A 13,892-nucleotide genomic window follows, 5' to 3' on the forward strand; every position below is an offset into this window, starting at 1 on the left:
ATGACCTTTACCAGTGAAACTTTGCCAGCGGACCACAAAGCGGCAATTCGTCAGATGAAGCGCGAGCTACGCGCCCAGATCGGTGATGTTCAGGCGGTGTTCGACAAGCTCAGCGACAACATTGCCACCCGCGTGGCAGAGATCAACGCCCTCAAGAATAAAGGCCAACCCGTCTGGCCGACGATCCCGTTCGCGGATGTGAAAAACGGCACAATCACCGCTGAACAGCGCGAGGCGGTTAAGCGTCGGGGCTGCGCGGTGATCAAAGGTCATTTTCCGCGCGAACAGGCGCTGGCGTGGGATCAGTCGATGCTCGACTATCTCGATCTCAATAAGTTTGACGAGGTGTATAAAGGGCCGGGCGATAACTTCTTCGGCACCTTAACCGCCTCTCGTCCGGAGATTTACCCGATCTACTGGTCGCAGGCGCAAATGCAGGCGCGTCAGAGCGAAGAGATGGCGCAGGTGCAGTCGTTCCTGAACCGTTTATGGACATTCGAGAGCAACGGCAAGCAGTGGTTCGACCCGGATGTCAGCGTGATTTATCCGGATCGTATTCGCCGCCGCCCACCGGGCACCACCTCTAAAGGGCTGGGCGCGCACACCGATTCCGGCGCGCTGGAGCGCTGGCTGCTGCCTGCCTATCAGCAGGTGTTTGCCCGCGTGTTTGACGGCAATATTGATAAGTACGATCCGTGGAACGCCGCGCACCGCACCGAAGTGGAAGAGTACACCGTGGATAACACTACCAAGTGTTCGGTGTTCCGTACTTTCCAGGGCTGGACGGCGCTGTCGGACATGATCCCCGGCCAGGGACTGCTGCACGTGGTGCCCATCCCGGAAGCGATGGCGTACATTCTGCTGCGTCCGCTGCTGGACGACGTGCCGGAAGACGAACTCTGCGGCGTCGCGCCGGGCCGCGTGCTGCCGATTTCGGAAAAATGGCACCCGCTGCTCATCGAAGCATTAACCAGCATACCGGCGCTGGACGCAGGGGATTCCGTGTGGTGGCACTGCGATGTGATCCACTCCGTCGCTCCGGTGGAAAATCAGCAGGGCTGGGGCAACGTGATGTACATCCCTGCCGCGCCGATGTGCGAGAAGAACCTCGCCTACGCGAAAAAGGTGAAGGAAGCGCTGGAAACCGGTGCGTCACCGGGAGATTTCCCGCGTGAAGATTATGAAAAAAGCTGGCAGGACCGCTTTACCGTGAACGATCTCAACATCCACGGCAAGCGCGCGCTGGGTATGGTTTAACTGTCGTACAGCCCTTCCCGCTCAACGGCGGTGCGTCGTTTACCCTGACGTATCCGCCGTACCGATTCCCGCACGGTCAGCGTGCCGTTCAGCAGCAAGGTTCCCACCGGGGCGTCAGGGCGCATCAGCCGCTGCTGGAGCATATGTACCGCTTCCGTTCCCAGTTCATCACGCGGGACATGCACTGCCGTCAGGGGCACATCCTGAATCGCCGCCAGATTAAAGCCGTCGATGCTCATGACGGAAACGTCCTGCGGTACCCGCAATCCCTGTTTCTGCAAAGCGCTGATGGTGCCCGCCGCCATAAAGTCGCCGCCGACCAAAAACGCGGTGGGCAGATCTTTTCCCTTCTGCTGGTTAAGCCACTCGCTAACCAGCTGTTCCGTTTCGCGTGCGCTAAAGCTCGGCACCACCAGCAGATCGCGCTTGTCGCTGAACGTCAGGTTATGGGCGTGCCACGCGTCGCGGATCCCTGCCAGGCGCAGCTCCATGGTGTAACGGCGCAGGCACAGCACGTTCATCACGTCGCGGTGTCCCATTTCGAACAGGTATTCCGCCGCCCGCTCGCCAATGGCGCGATGGTCCGGCGCTACGGCAGGCAGACGCATGTGGCGGTCACGGCAGTTAATCAGCATGCAGGGTTTCCCCACGTCCACCGCCAGATCGTGGATATGCGGATCGTCAATACCGAGCAGAATGGCTGCCTGGGTATCCGGCTCGTTCATGCGTGCCAGAAAAAGCTGCGCGTCGCTGTCGTTCTCCTCCAGCGCACAGTAGCGTAGCCGAACCTCGTGCGAAGCTAACCCTTTGCTGATGCTCTGGATCACGCGGTAGTAAAAGATGTCGGACCGCTCGTCAAAGGCTCGCTGGGGAGCAAAAACCACCAGGCTGTTAAGCAGCAGACGCCCCGCCGCCATGCCATCCATCACCCCCAGCTCCCGTGCGCACGCCAGCACCTTTGCACGCGCTTTTTCGCTGGTGTTCGCTTTGCCCGCCAGCACGCGGGAAACGGTACTGATAGAGAGTTGCGTACGGGCCGCGATTTCGGTGATTTTTAGCCTTTTGTCCATTTTGTGATCTGGCTCCATTTGCGAAATGAAAAAATTTTCATAGCGTATCTGTCAGGTAATAACGGGCATAACGACCATCATGCCAGAGGGTTTTTGCCCGTTATGAGAAACTTTGCACAAAATCCACTATTGCCCACTCATTTTCTCCCTTAAGGTGAACTTGTCACACAACTTCCATACTAGTTGTATAGCAACTTAAGCATTCTAAACGGATAGAAATCAAAGGCATAACAATCTGTGTGACACCTGAACCTCCGTCCCCTTAGCGTCCGTCTTGTGGAGAGTAAAATGAGTCAGGACATCAATAACACCGTTGCGACAAGCAAAACCCGTCGCGTCATCAAGAACCTGCGCTGGTACGTGCTGGTGCTGTTTTTACTGGGCGTCACCGTTAACTACATCACCCGAAACTCATTGGGGATCCTCGCGCCGGAACTGAAAGAGAGCCTCGGGATCACCACCGAGCAATACTCCTGGATCGTCGGCGCATTCCAGATCGCCTACACCATTTTCCAGCCCCTGTGCGGCTGGCTGATTGACGTCATCGGCCTGAAGATTGGCTTTATGGTCTGCGCCGGGATCTGGGCGCTGATGTGTATCTTCCACGCGGGGGCCGGAAGCTGGCTGCACCTGGCTATCCTGCGTTTCTTTATGGGGGCCTCTGAGGCCGCCGCAACCCCGGCGAACGCCAAAACCATCGGTGAATGGTTCCCCAAATCGGAACGTCCTGTTGCCGCCGGTTGGGCGGGCGTGGGCTTCTCCATCGGTGCGATGCTGGCCCCGCCAATTATCTACTTTGCTCACGCGTCGTTTGGCTGGCAGGGTGCGTTTATGTTTACCGGCGTGCTGGCGCTGCTGTGGGTGATCCTCTGGTGGGCGTTCTACCACAACCCGGAGCAGCACCCGAACCTGAGCAAGGATGAGCTGGCATTTATCAAGCAGGATAACGAACCGCCTGCGGTCAAACTGCCGTTCCTGACCGCGCTGAAAACCGTCTCGAAAAACAAACGTTTCTACGGTATCGCCATCCCGGCCTTTATGGCGGAACCGGCCTGGGCGGTGTTGAGCTTCTGGGTGCCGCTGTATCTCGCCAAAGAACACGGCATGGACCTGAAGCAGATTGCGATGTTCGCCTGGCTGCCATTCCTCGCCGCTGACCTCGGCAGCGTGGCAAGTGGCTACCTGACGCGATTGTACACCCGCCTGTTCGGCTGCTCCCGCGTTAACTCGGTCGTCGCCAGCTCCGTCACCGGCGCGTTTCTGATGATTTCTCTGGGCATTGTCGCCATTACCCGCGACCCGTATATCACCATCGTGCTGATCTCCATCGGCGGCTTTGGGCACCAGATTATCTCCTGCATGCTCAGCGCCCTGGTCGTGGAGTCGTTTGATAAGGGCCAGATGGCGACCGTCAACGGCATGCGCGGCTCGGCGGCGTGGATCGCCAGCTTCCTGTTCTCGCTGTTAATCGGTGTGACCGCCGACAAAATCGGCTTTAACCCGCTCTTTATTGCCATGGGCTTCTTTGACCTGATTGGCGCTGTCTTCCTGGTAGCATTTATTGCTGAACGTCGCGCCAAGCGCGCCTGATAGTGGATGTATTGCATATGAAAACCCTGAAAAACTGGACCGTTGATACGCAGTCGGCAAACCATCTGGAACTGCTGGTGGATAACCAGCACCGCCTGTGCCTGTATGTGCTGGAAGAGAACCTGTTCCGCGTGCTGATCAAACGCAAAGGTGAACTGGCGCTGGACCGCACCTGGAGCATCGCCCCGGCGCAAGACGTGCCGTGGGAAGGTCGCCGTCGTGACGATGTCAGTGGCTTTACCTGCCCGGCCTGGACGCTGACGCGGCAGGAAAATACCGTGACGGTGGCGACGGAGCAGCTTCGTGTGACCGTCCACCAGCCCCTGTGGCTGGAGTGGCACTACCGCAATGACGCGGGCGAGTGGCAGCCGCTGGTCAATGACCGTCCGACCAGTGCGTACCTGCTGAACGCCCACGGTGACGGCGTGGCGCACTATCTGAGCCGTCGCAAGGACGAACGTTTCTACGGGCTGGGCGAGAAAGCGGGCGATCTACAGCGCAACGGTAAACGCTACGAGATGCGCAACCTGGATGCGATGGGCTACAACGCCGCCAGCACCGACCCGCTGTACAAGCACATTCCATTCACCCTTACCCGTCGCGACGACGTGAGCTACGGCCTGTTCTACGATAACCTGAGCAGCTGCTGGCTGGATCTGGGCAACGAGATCGACAACTACCACACCGCCTATCGGCGCTGGCAGGCGGAAGCGGGCGATATCGATTACTACATCTTTACCGGCAAGCGCGTACTGGACGTCACCAAAGCCTTCGTGCGCCTGACCGGGAAAACGCTGTTCGGACCGAAATGGAGCCTGGGCTACAGCGGCTCGACCATGCACTATACCGACGCGCCGGACGCGCAAAACCAGCTGATGAACTTTATCCGCCTGTGTGAAGAACACGCGATTCCATGCGACTCGTTCCAGCTCTCCTCCGGCTATACCTCCATTAACGGCAAGCGCTACGTCTTTAACTGGAACCATGACAAAGTGCCGCAGCCGAAGGTAATGAGCCAGGCGTTCCACGATGCCGGGTTAAAGCTGGCTGCCAACATCAAGCCGTGTCTGCTGCAGGATCATCCCCGCTATAACGAAGTGGCGGAACGTGGCCTGTTCATTCGCGACTCAGAAACTGATGCACCTGAACGTTCCAGCTTCTGGGATGACGAAGGATCACATCTCGATTTCACCAACCCGCAGACGGTGCAGTGGTGGCAGAACGGCGTGACCACGCAGCTGCTGGAGATGGGGATAGACTCGACCTGGAACGATAACAACGAATATGAAGTATGGGACGGGGAAGCACGCTGTTTTGGCTTCGGCAAAGAGATTGCCATCAAACACATTCGCCCGGTGATGCCGCTGCTGATGATGCGCGCCTCGCTGGAAGCGCAGCAGCGTTTCGCGCCGGAAAAACGTCCGTATCTCATTTCCCGCTCCGGCTGCGCCGGGATGCAGCGCTACGTCCAGACCTGGAGCGGCGATAACCGCACTCACTGGGATACCCTGCGCTATAACATCCGCATGGGGCTGGGCATGAGCCTCTCCGGGCTGTTCAACGTCGGCCACGACGTCGGCGGTTTCTCCGGCGACAAGCCAGACGCCGAACTGTTCGTGCGCTGGGTGCAAAACGGCGTGATGCATCCGCGCTTTACCATTCACTCGTGGAACGATGACCACACGGTCAACGAGCCGTGGATGTACCCGGGCGTCACCCCCGCTATTCGCGGTGCGATTGAGCTGCGCTACCGTCTGCTGCCCTATCTCTACACCCTGCTCTGGCAGGCGCACGCCGACGACGAACCGATGCTGCGCCCGACCTTCCTCGACCACGAGCACGACGCGCGGACCTTCGAAGAGTGCGATGACTTCCTGCTGGGCCGCGACCTCCTTGTCGCCAGCGTCGTCGAGGCCGGGCAGCGTAAACGCCACGTCTGGCTGCCGGATAACGAAACCGGCTGGTACGATTTCTACACTCACGAATGGTTCGCTGGCGGACAAGCGATCGTCCTCGACGCGCCGCTGGAGAAACTGCCGCTGCTGGTGCGCGCCGGTGCCGGTCTGCCGCTCAGCGAGCGCATCCGTCACGTGAGCGCCGAAAAAGACGATATCCGCGAGCTGAAGCTGTTCCCGGTGAAAGGCGTCGGCACCACGTCCGGCCTGCTGTTTGAAGATGACGGCGAGTCCTGGGGCTACCAGAAAGGCAATGCGCTGTGGGTGGCGTGGGAAATGGTGTGCGACGGAGCAACCGTCAACCTGAACATCAGTGCACGCGGTGATTATCGTCCGGCATGGAACGCGCTGAAGGTGTCGTTACCTACGGGGGAAAAACGTAAGCTGCTGGTGAATGGTGAAGAAAGGTGTGATTGGGTGGTGTAGTGCGGCCTGATGCCCTCACCCTGCCCCTCTCCCACAGGGAGAGGGAATGGAACGTAGGCCGGGTAAGGCGAAGCCGCCACCCGGCTTTTTTTAACTCTCGATACCTTTGCTGCGCAGGTAATCTTCGTAGTTACCGGTGAAGTCCACCACGCGCTCTGGCGTAATTTCGATCACGCGGGTCGCCAGCGAGCTGACGAATTCACGGTCGTGAGAAACGAAGATCAGCGTGCCCTGATACATCTCCAGCGCCATGTTCAGCGATTCGATAGATTCCATATCCAGGTGGTTAGTCGGTTCGTCCATTACCAGGATATTGGGTTTTTCCATCATCAGCTTGCCGAACAGCATGCGGCCCTTTTCACCACCGGACAGCACTTTCGCCGGCTTTTTGATGTCGTCCTGACTGAACAGCAGACGACCCAGAATGCTACGCACTGCCTGCTCGTCGTCGCCTTCCTGCTTCCACTGGCTCATCCAGTCAAAGACGGTCAGGTCGTTTTCGAACTCGTATTCGTGGTCCTGCGCGTAGTAACCAATCTGCGCGTTTTCTGACCACTTCACGGTGCCGTTGTCCGGCTGCAGTTCACCAACCAGGGTTTTCAGCATGGTGGATTTACCCACGCCGTTGGCACCCAGAATGGCAATTTTCTCGCCCACTTCCAGCAGCAGGTTGAAGTTTTTAAACAGCGGACCTTCATCGAAGCCTTTGGTAAGGGCTTCCACTTCCAGCGCGTTACGGAACAGTTTCTTGTCCTGCTCGAAGCGGATGAACGGGTTCTGACGGCTGGAGGCTTTGACTTCTTCCAGCTTGATTTTGTCGATCTGACGGGCGCGGGACGTCGCCTGACGAGACTTAGAGGCGTTCGCGCTGAAGCGGCTGACGAAGGATTGCAGGTCCGCAATCTGCGCTTTCTTCTTGGCGTTGTCGGCCAGCAGGCGTTCACGCGCCTGGGTCGCAGCCGTCATGTATTCGTCGTAGTTGCCCGGGTACACGCGCAGCTCGCCGTAGTCCAGATCCGCCATGTGCGTACAGACCATGTTCAGGAAGTGACGGTCGTGTGAAATGATGATCATGGTGCTGTCGCGGTCGTTCAGCGTCTGCTCCAGCCAGCGGATGGTGTCGATGTCCAGGTTGTTCGTTGGTTCGTCGAGAAGCAGGATGTCCGGGTTAGAGAACAGCGCCTGCGCCAGCAGGACACGCAGCTTCCAACCTGGCGCGACTTCACTCATCGGGCCGTAATGCTGTTCAACAGGAATGCCCACGCCCAGCAGCAGCTCGCCCGCACGCGCTTCAGCTGAATAGCCATCCATCTCGCCGTAATGCGTTTCCAGTTCGGCCACTTTGTAGCCGTCCTCTTCGCTCATTTCAGCCAGGGCGTAAATGCGATCGCGCTCCTGCTTCACTTCCCACAGCTCCGCGTGCCCCATGATCACGGTGTCCAGCACGGTGAACTCTTCGAAGGCGAACTGATCCTGACGCAGCTTACCGATGCGCTCGTTCGGATCGAGCGACACGTTGCCAAGCGTCGGCTCCAGGTCGCCGCCGAGGATCTTCATAAAGGTGGATTTTCCGCTACCGTTGGCACCAATCAGGCCGTAACGGTTGCCGCCGCCAAATTTGACGGAAATGTTTTCGAACAGCGGCTTACTGCCAAACTGCATAGTGACGTTGCTGGTAACTAACACGGGGAGATTCCTGCGAAAAGTGTGATAAACACGGCATTATGCCACAATTCCGAATTGAGATCCCGTGTTGCGGCAATCCACTAAACTTTAACAAAATCGAAAAAAATGTGATTTCGTACACATCTGAATTCCCTGCGAGCGGGAATGCACATATAATGCGCTCCCATCATAGATTCAGACTTATCAACTCATCGCCTGAATGGCTTAGATACCTCGCACAACATGAACATGAAATTAACAACGCTTTTTGCGGCGGCGTTAGCCGTAGTAGGTTTTTGTAAGACCGCGTCTGCGGTGACGTATCCCCTGCCGACAGACGGAAGCCGTCTGGTGGGCGAAAACCAGGTGGTGACGGTACCAGAAGGTAACTCTCAGCCGCTGGAGTATTTCGCCGCACAGTACCAGCTGGGCCTGTCTAACATGCTGGAAGCAAACCCGGGCGTTGACCCGTATCTGCCAAAAGCGGGTACCGTACTGAATATTCCTCAGCAGCTGATCCTGCCGGATACCGTTCATGAAGGTATCGTCATTAACAGCGCCGAAATGCGTCTGTATTACTACCCGAAAGGCACCAACACCGTTATCGTGCTGCCAATCGGCATCGGCCAGCTGGGTAAAGACACCCCAATGAACTGGACCACCAAAGTTGAGCGTAAGAAAGCGGGCCCAACCTGGACCCCTACCGCCAAAATGCACGCAGAATACATCGCTGCCGGCGAACCGCTGCCAGCCGTTGTGCCAGCCGGCCCGGATAACCCGATGGGTCTGTACGCGCTGTACATTGGCCGTCTGTACGCCATTCATGGCACCAACGCCAACTTCGGTATCGGCCTGCGCGTAAGCCACGGCTGCGTGCGTCTGCGTAACGACGACATCAAGTTCCTGTTCGAAAACGTGCCGGTCGGTACGCGCGTGCAGTTCATTAACGAACCGGTAAAAGCGACCACTGAGCCAGACGGTAGCCGTTACATTGAAGTGCACAACCCGCTGTCTACCAGCGAAGACCAGATCAACAACAACGAAGTCGTCCCTGTGACGCTGAACAGCGCGGTGCAGGCGGTGACCTCTCAGCCTGACGTGGAAACGACCATCGTTGACCAGGCCGTGCAGAACCGCTCCGGTATGCCGGTGCGTTTGAACTAATAACGAGCATTAAAAAAGCGGGCTTCGATGCCCGCTTTTTTTTACCCGTTATTCACGATAACTATCCCGCCGTGGTCGTACCGATAGTGGCAGTGGGCATATTCCAGCGGCGTGCCATCTTCCAGATAAATGACCTGCTCCACCTCCAGCACCGGATCGGTTTCCTCGCAGACCAGATGTTGCCTGTCCAGCGCATTGGGTTTTAGCGCCCGCACCACCCTGTATGACCCCATAATTTTCAGCCCCAGCGTCTCCTGAACATACTGAAACACCGAACCGTCAAGATGGCTTTTCGTCAGGCCGGGCACCAGGGTCATCGGCATTACCGTTGAATCCAGCGACATCGGTTCACCGTTTAATAAACGCAGGCGAATAAAATCATAGACCGGCGCATCGGCATTAATCATCAGCGACGCCTGCTCTTTCTCGTTCGGGAAGCGCAGTTCAAAATGCACCACCTGGCTCGTGACCGTACCCAGATGTTCCCAGGTTTTGGTGGCACCAAAATAGTCGCTGCCGGAGAGATCCCACTGGGAAAGCTGAAGGAAGTTTTTGCGGATAAAGGTGCCCTGCCCCTGACGGGTATAAACCAGACCTTCGACAATCAGCTGGCGCATCGCCTGCTGGATGGTCATCCGGCTGGTGCTGAACTCCGCTGCCAGCGCAAACTGGTCCGGCAGGGGTTCGTTGGCGGCGTACTGCTGGCTGATAATGCGTTTTTTAATTTCCCGCGCTATGGTGATGTACTTCGCCGCCATCGTCCTTCCTTTCAGTTAGTTTTCTATCCCGCTATTTTTCAACGCCACTCGCTCGGCAATCTTGAGGAAAGGCAGGTAGAAGAATACACCAAAAACAATGATTGCCAACTGCACCACCACCGCCCGCCAGTCCCCTGCCGTGGCCAGCCAGGCGCTCAGAATCGGCGGCGTGGTCCACGGGATCATCACCACGCAGCGCGACATTAACCCCAGCGTGGTGCAGAGCCAGGCAACGTAAATGCCAATCGCGGGCAACAGCACAAACGGGATCATCAGCGGCAGGTTAAAGACAATCGGCAGGCCAAAAATCACCGGCTCGTTGATGTTGAATAAACCGGGCGCCAGCGACAGGCGCGCCACCTGCTTCGCCGACTTCTGCCGGGAGAAGATAAAGATGGCGATCAGCAGCGAAATGGTGCTGCCCGTCCCGCCCACCATGCCAAACGTCGGCACGAAGATGTTGTTGATGATATGCGGGATGGGCTGGCCATTGGCAAAGGCCAGCATGTTCTCGTTGGTGTTGATCAGCAGGAACGGTTCCAGTACCACGCTGTTGACCACCGACTGATGAATCCCGAGCGTGAACAGGAAGTTACCGAAGCTGTAGATAAAAATCGTTCCCGGCAGGCTGGTGTTGATCAGCCGCAGCGGTTGCTGGATAAAGGTCGTGATGAGATGGATCAGGTCCGTGTGCAGCACGTTTGCCAGCAGTGCTGCCAGCACGGCAAACACTGACAATGTCAGAATGGTTGGGATCAGCGCGGTAAAGGATTTACTCACCGCCGGAGGCACATTTTCCCCCAGCGAAATGTGCAGCGCCTTGAGCCGCGAAATGGCAATAAACAGCTCCGTTGAGAGTAGCCCGATCAGCACTCCGGCAAAAATCCCGGTAGAGCCGATATTGGCGAACGTCAGTACCTGAGTGACGTTCACCGTGGTCTCGCTGCCGACGGGCGTCAACTGCAGGCGCATCGGCATCATGATGATAAAACTGCTGACGGCGATAACCACTGCCGAGACCGGATTGTCGAAATCTTTATTGCGCGCCAGCGACCAGGCAATCATCGGGGCCAGCAGCAGCGCGGCGATATTCAGCGTGCCGTTGATTATCGCCTCCCCCCAGACCTTAAACTGCGTGAGCGTGTCGCCGTCAAAAATCCACGGGAACACCACGTTGTTCACCAGCACCGCCAGACCGGCGAGGATGAAAATCGGCATCACCGTGGCGAAGGCATCGCGCAGGGAGCGCAGGTGCACCTGGTTTGCCAGGCGCGCCGAGAACTCAACAAATTTATCGACAAAGGACTGCATATGCGGTGTGATTTTTGTTTCAGACATAGCGGATAGTTCCCATCAATCAGTCACAAAAACGGCCCGGCAGCGTACGGCTTACATCTCGCGTCCGTTGGTATGAATGACCTGTTTCAGCCAGGCGTAGCTTTTCTTCGGCACGCGCTTCAGGTCTTTCAGGTCGTGGTTTTCTCGGTTGACGTAGACCACGCCGTAGCACTTACGCATGTCGCCCTGGGAGCTGAGAATGTCGATTAACCCCCAGCCGAGGTAGCCGATGACCTCTGCGCCATCTTCGAACATCGCCGCTTTCATTGCGTCGATATGCGCCCGGTGGTAGTCGATGCGGTAGGTGTCCTCAATCGGGTTGACGCCGTCCCAGGACTCAATCACGCCAATACCGTTTTCAATCGGGAAGACCGGCATCCGCCAGTCGTTGGCGTAGCGGGTGATGATGGTGCGAAAGCCCATAGGGTCGATCTGCCAGTTCCACTCGGTGGCTTTCAGGTACGGGTTATTTTTCTCACCGTGTAGCAGGTAATAGTTGACCGGCGTGCCTTCCGGGATGGCATCGCTGTCCAGCGTTTTGCTGGCGTAATAGCTGAAGGCCATAAAGTCGTTTTTGGTGCGCGCCAGCAGCGCTAAATCTTCGTCGCGGTAGATATCGCCAAAGCCTTCCTGCTCCACCACCGCCATCACCGCCGGGCTGTAACCCTGACCCGCAAAAACGCGCAGCAGGTTCTGGTTGAGGAATTCATCGTACTGCTGGGCGCAGAAGATATCGCGCGGTTTGCAGGTGGCCGGGTAAATCAGCTGGTGCGCCAGCATGCCGCCCATCAGCTGGCCCGGTTTGGTCTGGTGCAGATACTCGGTCAGCGACATATGCGCCACCATCGCATGGTGCTGTAACTCATAGAGCTCGCGAAGAGTTTGCTCCCCTTTCAGGTAACCGGAAATGCGGAAGGCTTCCGGCATATGGAAAATGTTCTGCTCGTTGAAGGTCAGCCAGTACTTCACCCGGTCGCCAAAGCAGTCGATCATCTTCTTGCCGTAGCGGATAAAGGCCTCCATCACGCGGCGATCGTTAAATCCGTTGTACTCCTGCGCCAGCGCCAACGGCATATCGAAGTGATAGAGGCAGATCATCGGCTCGATGCCGCGCGCGATAAGATCGTCAATAAAGCGGTCGTAAAAGGCGATCCCCTCGTCGTTGAACGCGCCATCGCCCTGCGGGCAGACACGGCTCCATGAGATCTGAAAGCGGTAGCAGTTCATGCCCAGATCCTGCATCAGGTCGAAATCTTCCCTGTAGCGGTGGTAGGAGTCGGTCGCCACTTTCCAGTCGGAGATATTTTCTCCGGCTTCACGAATGTCGTAGACCGACATGCCCTTTCCGCCCTCGTTCCATGCCCCTTCCGTCTGCATGCTGGAGACCGAGTTGCCCCATAAAAAATTGGCTGGCAGCGATGTATTCATGCTCTCTCCCTATATGACTAGTCATTTTAAATTTAATGACTAGTCATATAGGCGAAGATGAAAAGGGGATCAAAGGGGAGGATCGTTTTTTGTGAGATGGATTGAAATAATGCCTACGGAAAGCAGCCCCGGTAAGCGAAGCGCCACCGGGGAGAGGACGGTTATTGCTGTGCAAGCTGGTTACGACGATATTCCCCCTGGCGCTCAAGCATCCAGCCCGGGTATTCCCCCGGCAACGCGCTGACGGCATCAAGCTTTTTAAGCTCGTCTTCGCTTAAGCGGATCCCGGTTGCGGCGATATTGTCATTCAACTGATCGACGCGTTTCGCGCCCACGATCACGCTAGTTACCGCTTTCTGATGAAGCAGCCACGCCAGCGCGATCTGCGCGACGGAGACGCCTTTGCTTTCGGCAATCGTGCGCATTACATCCACGCAGTCGAAGGCGCGATCTTTATTGACCGGCGGGAAGTCAAACTCCAGACGGCGCCCGCCCGATTCGCTCTGCCCGTTGCGATCGTATTTCCCGCTCAGCAGACCGCCCGCCAGCGGGCTCCAGACCATCAGCCCGACGCCTTCGCTCTGCATCATCGGCACCAGCTCGCGCTCAAGATCGCGCCCGGCGATGGTGTAATACGCCTGCAAAGACGCGAAGCGTGCCAGCCCCAGACGCTCGGAGATGCCAAGCGCTTTGGCAATCTGCCACGCTGCCCAGTTCGAGACGCCGATATAGCGCACGTGGCCGTGCTGTACCAGGGTATCCAGCGCACGGAGCGTCTCTTCAATGGGGGTGGCAGGGTCAAAGCCGTGCAGCTGGTAGAGATCGATATGATCCAGCTGCAGGCGGCGCAGACTCTCCTTCACGCTGCCGATGATGTGATATCGCGAGCTGCCGCGCGAGTTCACGCCCGCGGTGCCGGTTTCACCGAACACTTTGGTCGCGACCACCACGTTCTCCCGCGGAACTTTCAGGTTCTTCAGCGCCTGGCCGGTGATCTCCTCCGAGCGCCCTTCCGAGTAAACGTCGGCGGTGTCGATAAAGTTGATCCCGGCATCCAGCGCGCGGCCCACCAGCTGTTCGGCTTCGCTCTGCTGCAGCTGGCCAATCTTGCCCCACATGCCGCCTTCCCCGCCGAAGGTCATGGTCCCGAGGCAGAGTTCAGAAACAAACAGACCGGTGTTGCCCAGTTTTTGATAACGCATAAGTCATTCCTCACATGTCGAATGGGTGCCAGTTAGTTA

At 57.5% G+C, this 13,892-nt stretch carries 10 protein-coding genes; 4 read left to right on the forward strand and 6 right to left on the reverse strand.

Annotated elements, in window-relative coordinates; genetic code table 11:
* A complete protein-coding gene (locus ACOTYN_RS04260; protein ID WP_045134218.1) occupies positions 1 to 1,257 on the forward strand; it encodes a DUF1479 domain-containing protein in 1,257 nt (418 codons plus the stop codon).
* Here ACOTYN_RS04260 and ACOTYN_RS04265 read toward each other — a convergent pair.
* The gene (locus ACOTYN_RS04265) at positions 1,254 to 2,327 is read right to left on the reverse strand and encodes a LacI family DNA-binding transcriptional regulator (RefSeq protein WP_032637126.1); all 1,074 of its coding nucleotides are present in this window, start codon (positions 2,325 to 2,327) and stop codon (positions 1,254 to 1,256) included. The two genes, ACOTYN_RS04260 and ACOTYN_RS04265, sit on opposite strands and share 4 nt — an antisense overlap.
* 288 nt (positions 2,328 to 2,615) lie before the next feature.
* Here ACOTYN_RS04265 and ACOTYN_RS04270 point away from each other — a divergent pair, with 288 nt between their 5' ends.
* Complete coding sequence (locus tag ACOTYN_RS04270; RefSeq protein WP_014883122.1) at positions 2,616 to 3,917, forward strand: MFS transporter; 1,302 nt, start codon at positions 2,616 to 2,618, stop codon at positions 3,915 to 3,917.
* 17 nt (positions 3,918 to 3,934) lie between these two features.
* Positions 3,935 to 6,298, forward strand: coding sequence for a TIM-barrel domain-containing protein (locus tag ACOTYN_RS04275; protein ID WP_179120651.1), 2,364 nt, complete (start codon positions 3,935 to 3,937; stop codon positions 6,296 to 6,298).
* Positions 6,299 to 6,388: 90 nt separating this feature from the next.
* Here the strand turns inward: ACOTYN_RS04275 and ACOTYN_RS04280 are convergent, their stop codons facing one another.
* A complete protein-coding gene (locus tag ACOTYN_RS04280; RefSeq protein ID WP_014883120.1) occupies positions 6,389 to 7,984 on the reverse strand; it encodes an ABC-F family ATPase in 1,596 nt (531 codons plus the stop codon).
* A 222-nt stretch (positions 7,985 to 8,206) separates the two neighbouring features.
* Here ACOTYN_RS04280 and ldtB point away from each other — a divergent pair, with 222 nt between their 5' ends.
* Positions 8,207 to 9,127, forward strand: coding sequence for a L,D-transpeptidase (ldtB, locus tag ACOTYN_RS04285; RefSeq protein WP_014883119.1), 921 nt, complete (start codon positions 8,207 to 8,209; stop codon positions 9,125 to 9,127).
* Between the two features lie 41 nt (positions 9,128 to 9,168).
* On the opposite strand, the gene ACOTYN_RS04290 is transcribed toward ldtB, so the two are convergent.
* The 4 genes from ACOTYN_RS04290 to ACOTYN_RS04305 all read right to left on the reverse strand — a co-directional run bounded on the left by ACOTYN_RS04290 (position 9,169) and on the right by ACOTYN_RS04305 (position 13,853).
* Positions 9,169 to 9,885 carry a GntR family transcriptional regulator gene (locus ACOTYN_RS04290; protein WP_014883118.1) on the reverse strand — a complete coding sequence of 239 codons (717 nt, stop codon included), beginning with the start codon at positions 9,883 to 9,885 and terminating at the stop codon, positions 9,169 to 9,171.
* A gap of 15 nt (positions 9,886 to 9,900) precedes the next feature.
* Positions 9,901 to 11,223, reverse strand: coding sequence for a PTS sugar transporter subunit IIC (locus tag ACOTYN_RS04295; protein WP_014883117.1), 1,323 nt, complete (start codon positions 11,221 to 11,223; stop codon positions 9,901 to 9,903).
* 51 nt (positions 11,224 to 11,274) lie between these two features.
* On the reverse strand, positions 11,275 to 12,651 hold the full coding sequence (locus ACOTYN_RS04300) for a glycoside hydrolase family 1 protein (RefSeq protein ID WP_332956615.1): 1,377 nt from the start codon (positions 12,649 to 12,651) through the stop codon (positions 11,275 to 11,277).
* Between the two features lie 161 nt (positions 12,652 to 12,812).
* Positions 12,813 to 13,853: an aldo/keto reductase gene (locus ACOTYN_RS04305; RefSeq protein WP_014883115.1), complete on the reverse strand. Its 1,041-nt coding sequence runs from the start codon at positions 13,851 to 13,853 to the stop codon at positions 12,813 to 12,815.
* Between the last annotated feature and the right edge of the window lie 39 nt (positions 13,854 to 13,892).

It is taken from the genome of Enterobacter cloacae complex sp. IR5458 (assembly GCF_049238025.1).
In the GTDB taxonomy this organism is placed as follows: domain Bacteria; phylum Pseudomonadota; class Gammaproteobacteria; order Enterobacterales; family Enterobacteriaceae; genus Enterobacter; species Enterobacter kobei.

What these genes read in the sequence shown, in the direction of transcription:
- ldtB (WP_014883119.1), top strand. Translation starts at nt 8,207, where the DNA reads ATGAACATGAAATTAACAACGCTTTTTGCGGCGGCGTTAGCCGTAGTA.
- ACOTYN_RS04265 (WP_032637126.1), bottom strand. Translation starts at nt 2,327, where the DNA reads ATGGACAAAAGGCTAAAAATCACCGAAATCGCGGCCCGTACGCAACTC.
- ACOTYN_RS04290 (WP_014883118.1), bottom strand. Translation starts at nt 9,885, where the DNA reads ATGGCGGCGAAGTACATCACCATAGCGCGGGAAATTAAAAAACGCATT.
- ACOTYN_RS04305 (WP_014883115.1), bottom strand. Translation starts at nt 13,853, where the DNA reads ATGCGTTATCAAAAACTGGGCAACACCGGTCTGTTTGTTTCTGAACTC.
- ACOTYN_RS04295 (WP_014883117.1), bottom strand. Translation starts at nt 11,223, where the DNA reads ATGTCTGAAACAAAAATCACACCGCATATGCAGTCCTTTGTCGATAAA.
- ACOTYN_RS04300 (WP_332956615.1), bottom strand. Translation starts at nt 12,651, where the DNA reads ATGAATACATCGCTGCCAGCCAATTTTTTATGGGGCAACTCGGTCTCC.
- ACOTYN_RS04270 (WP_014883122.1), top strand. Translation starts at nt 2,616, where the DNA reads ATGAGTCAGGACATCAATAACACCGTTGCGACAAGCAAAACCCGTCGC.
- ACOTYN_RS04275 (WP_179120651.1), top strand. Translation starts at nt 3,935, where the DNA reads ATGAAAACCCTGAAAAACTGGACCGTTGATACGCAGTCGGCAAACCAT.
- ACOTYN_RS04260 (WP_045134218.1), top strand. Translation starts at nt 1, where the DNA reads ATGACCTTTACCAGTGAAACTTTGCCAGCGGACCACAAAGCGGCAATT.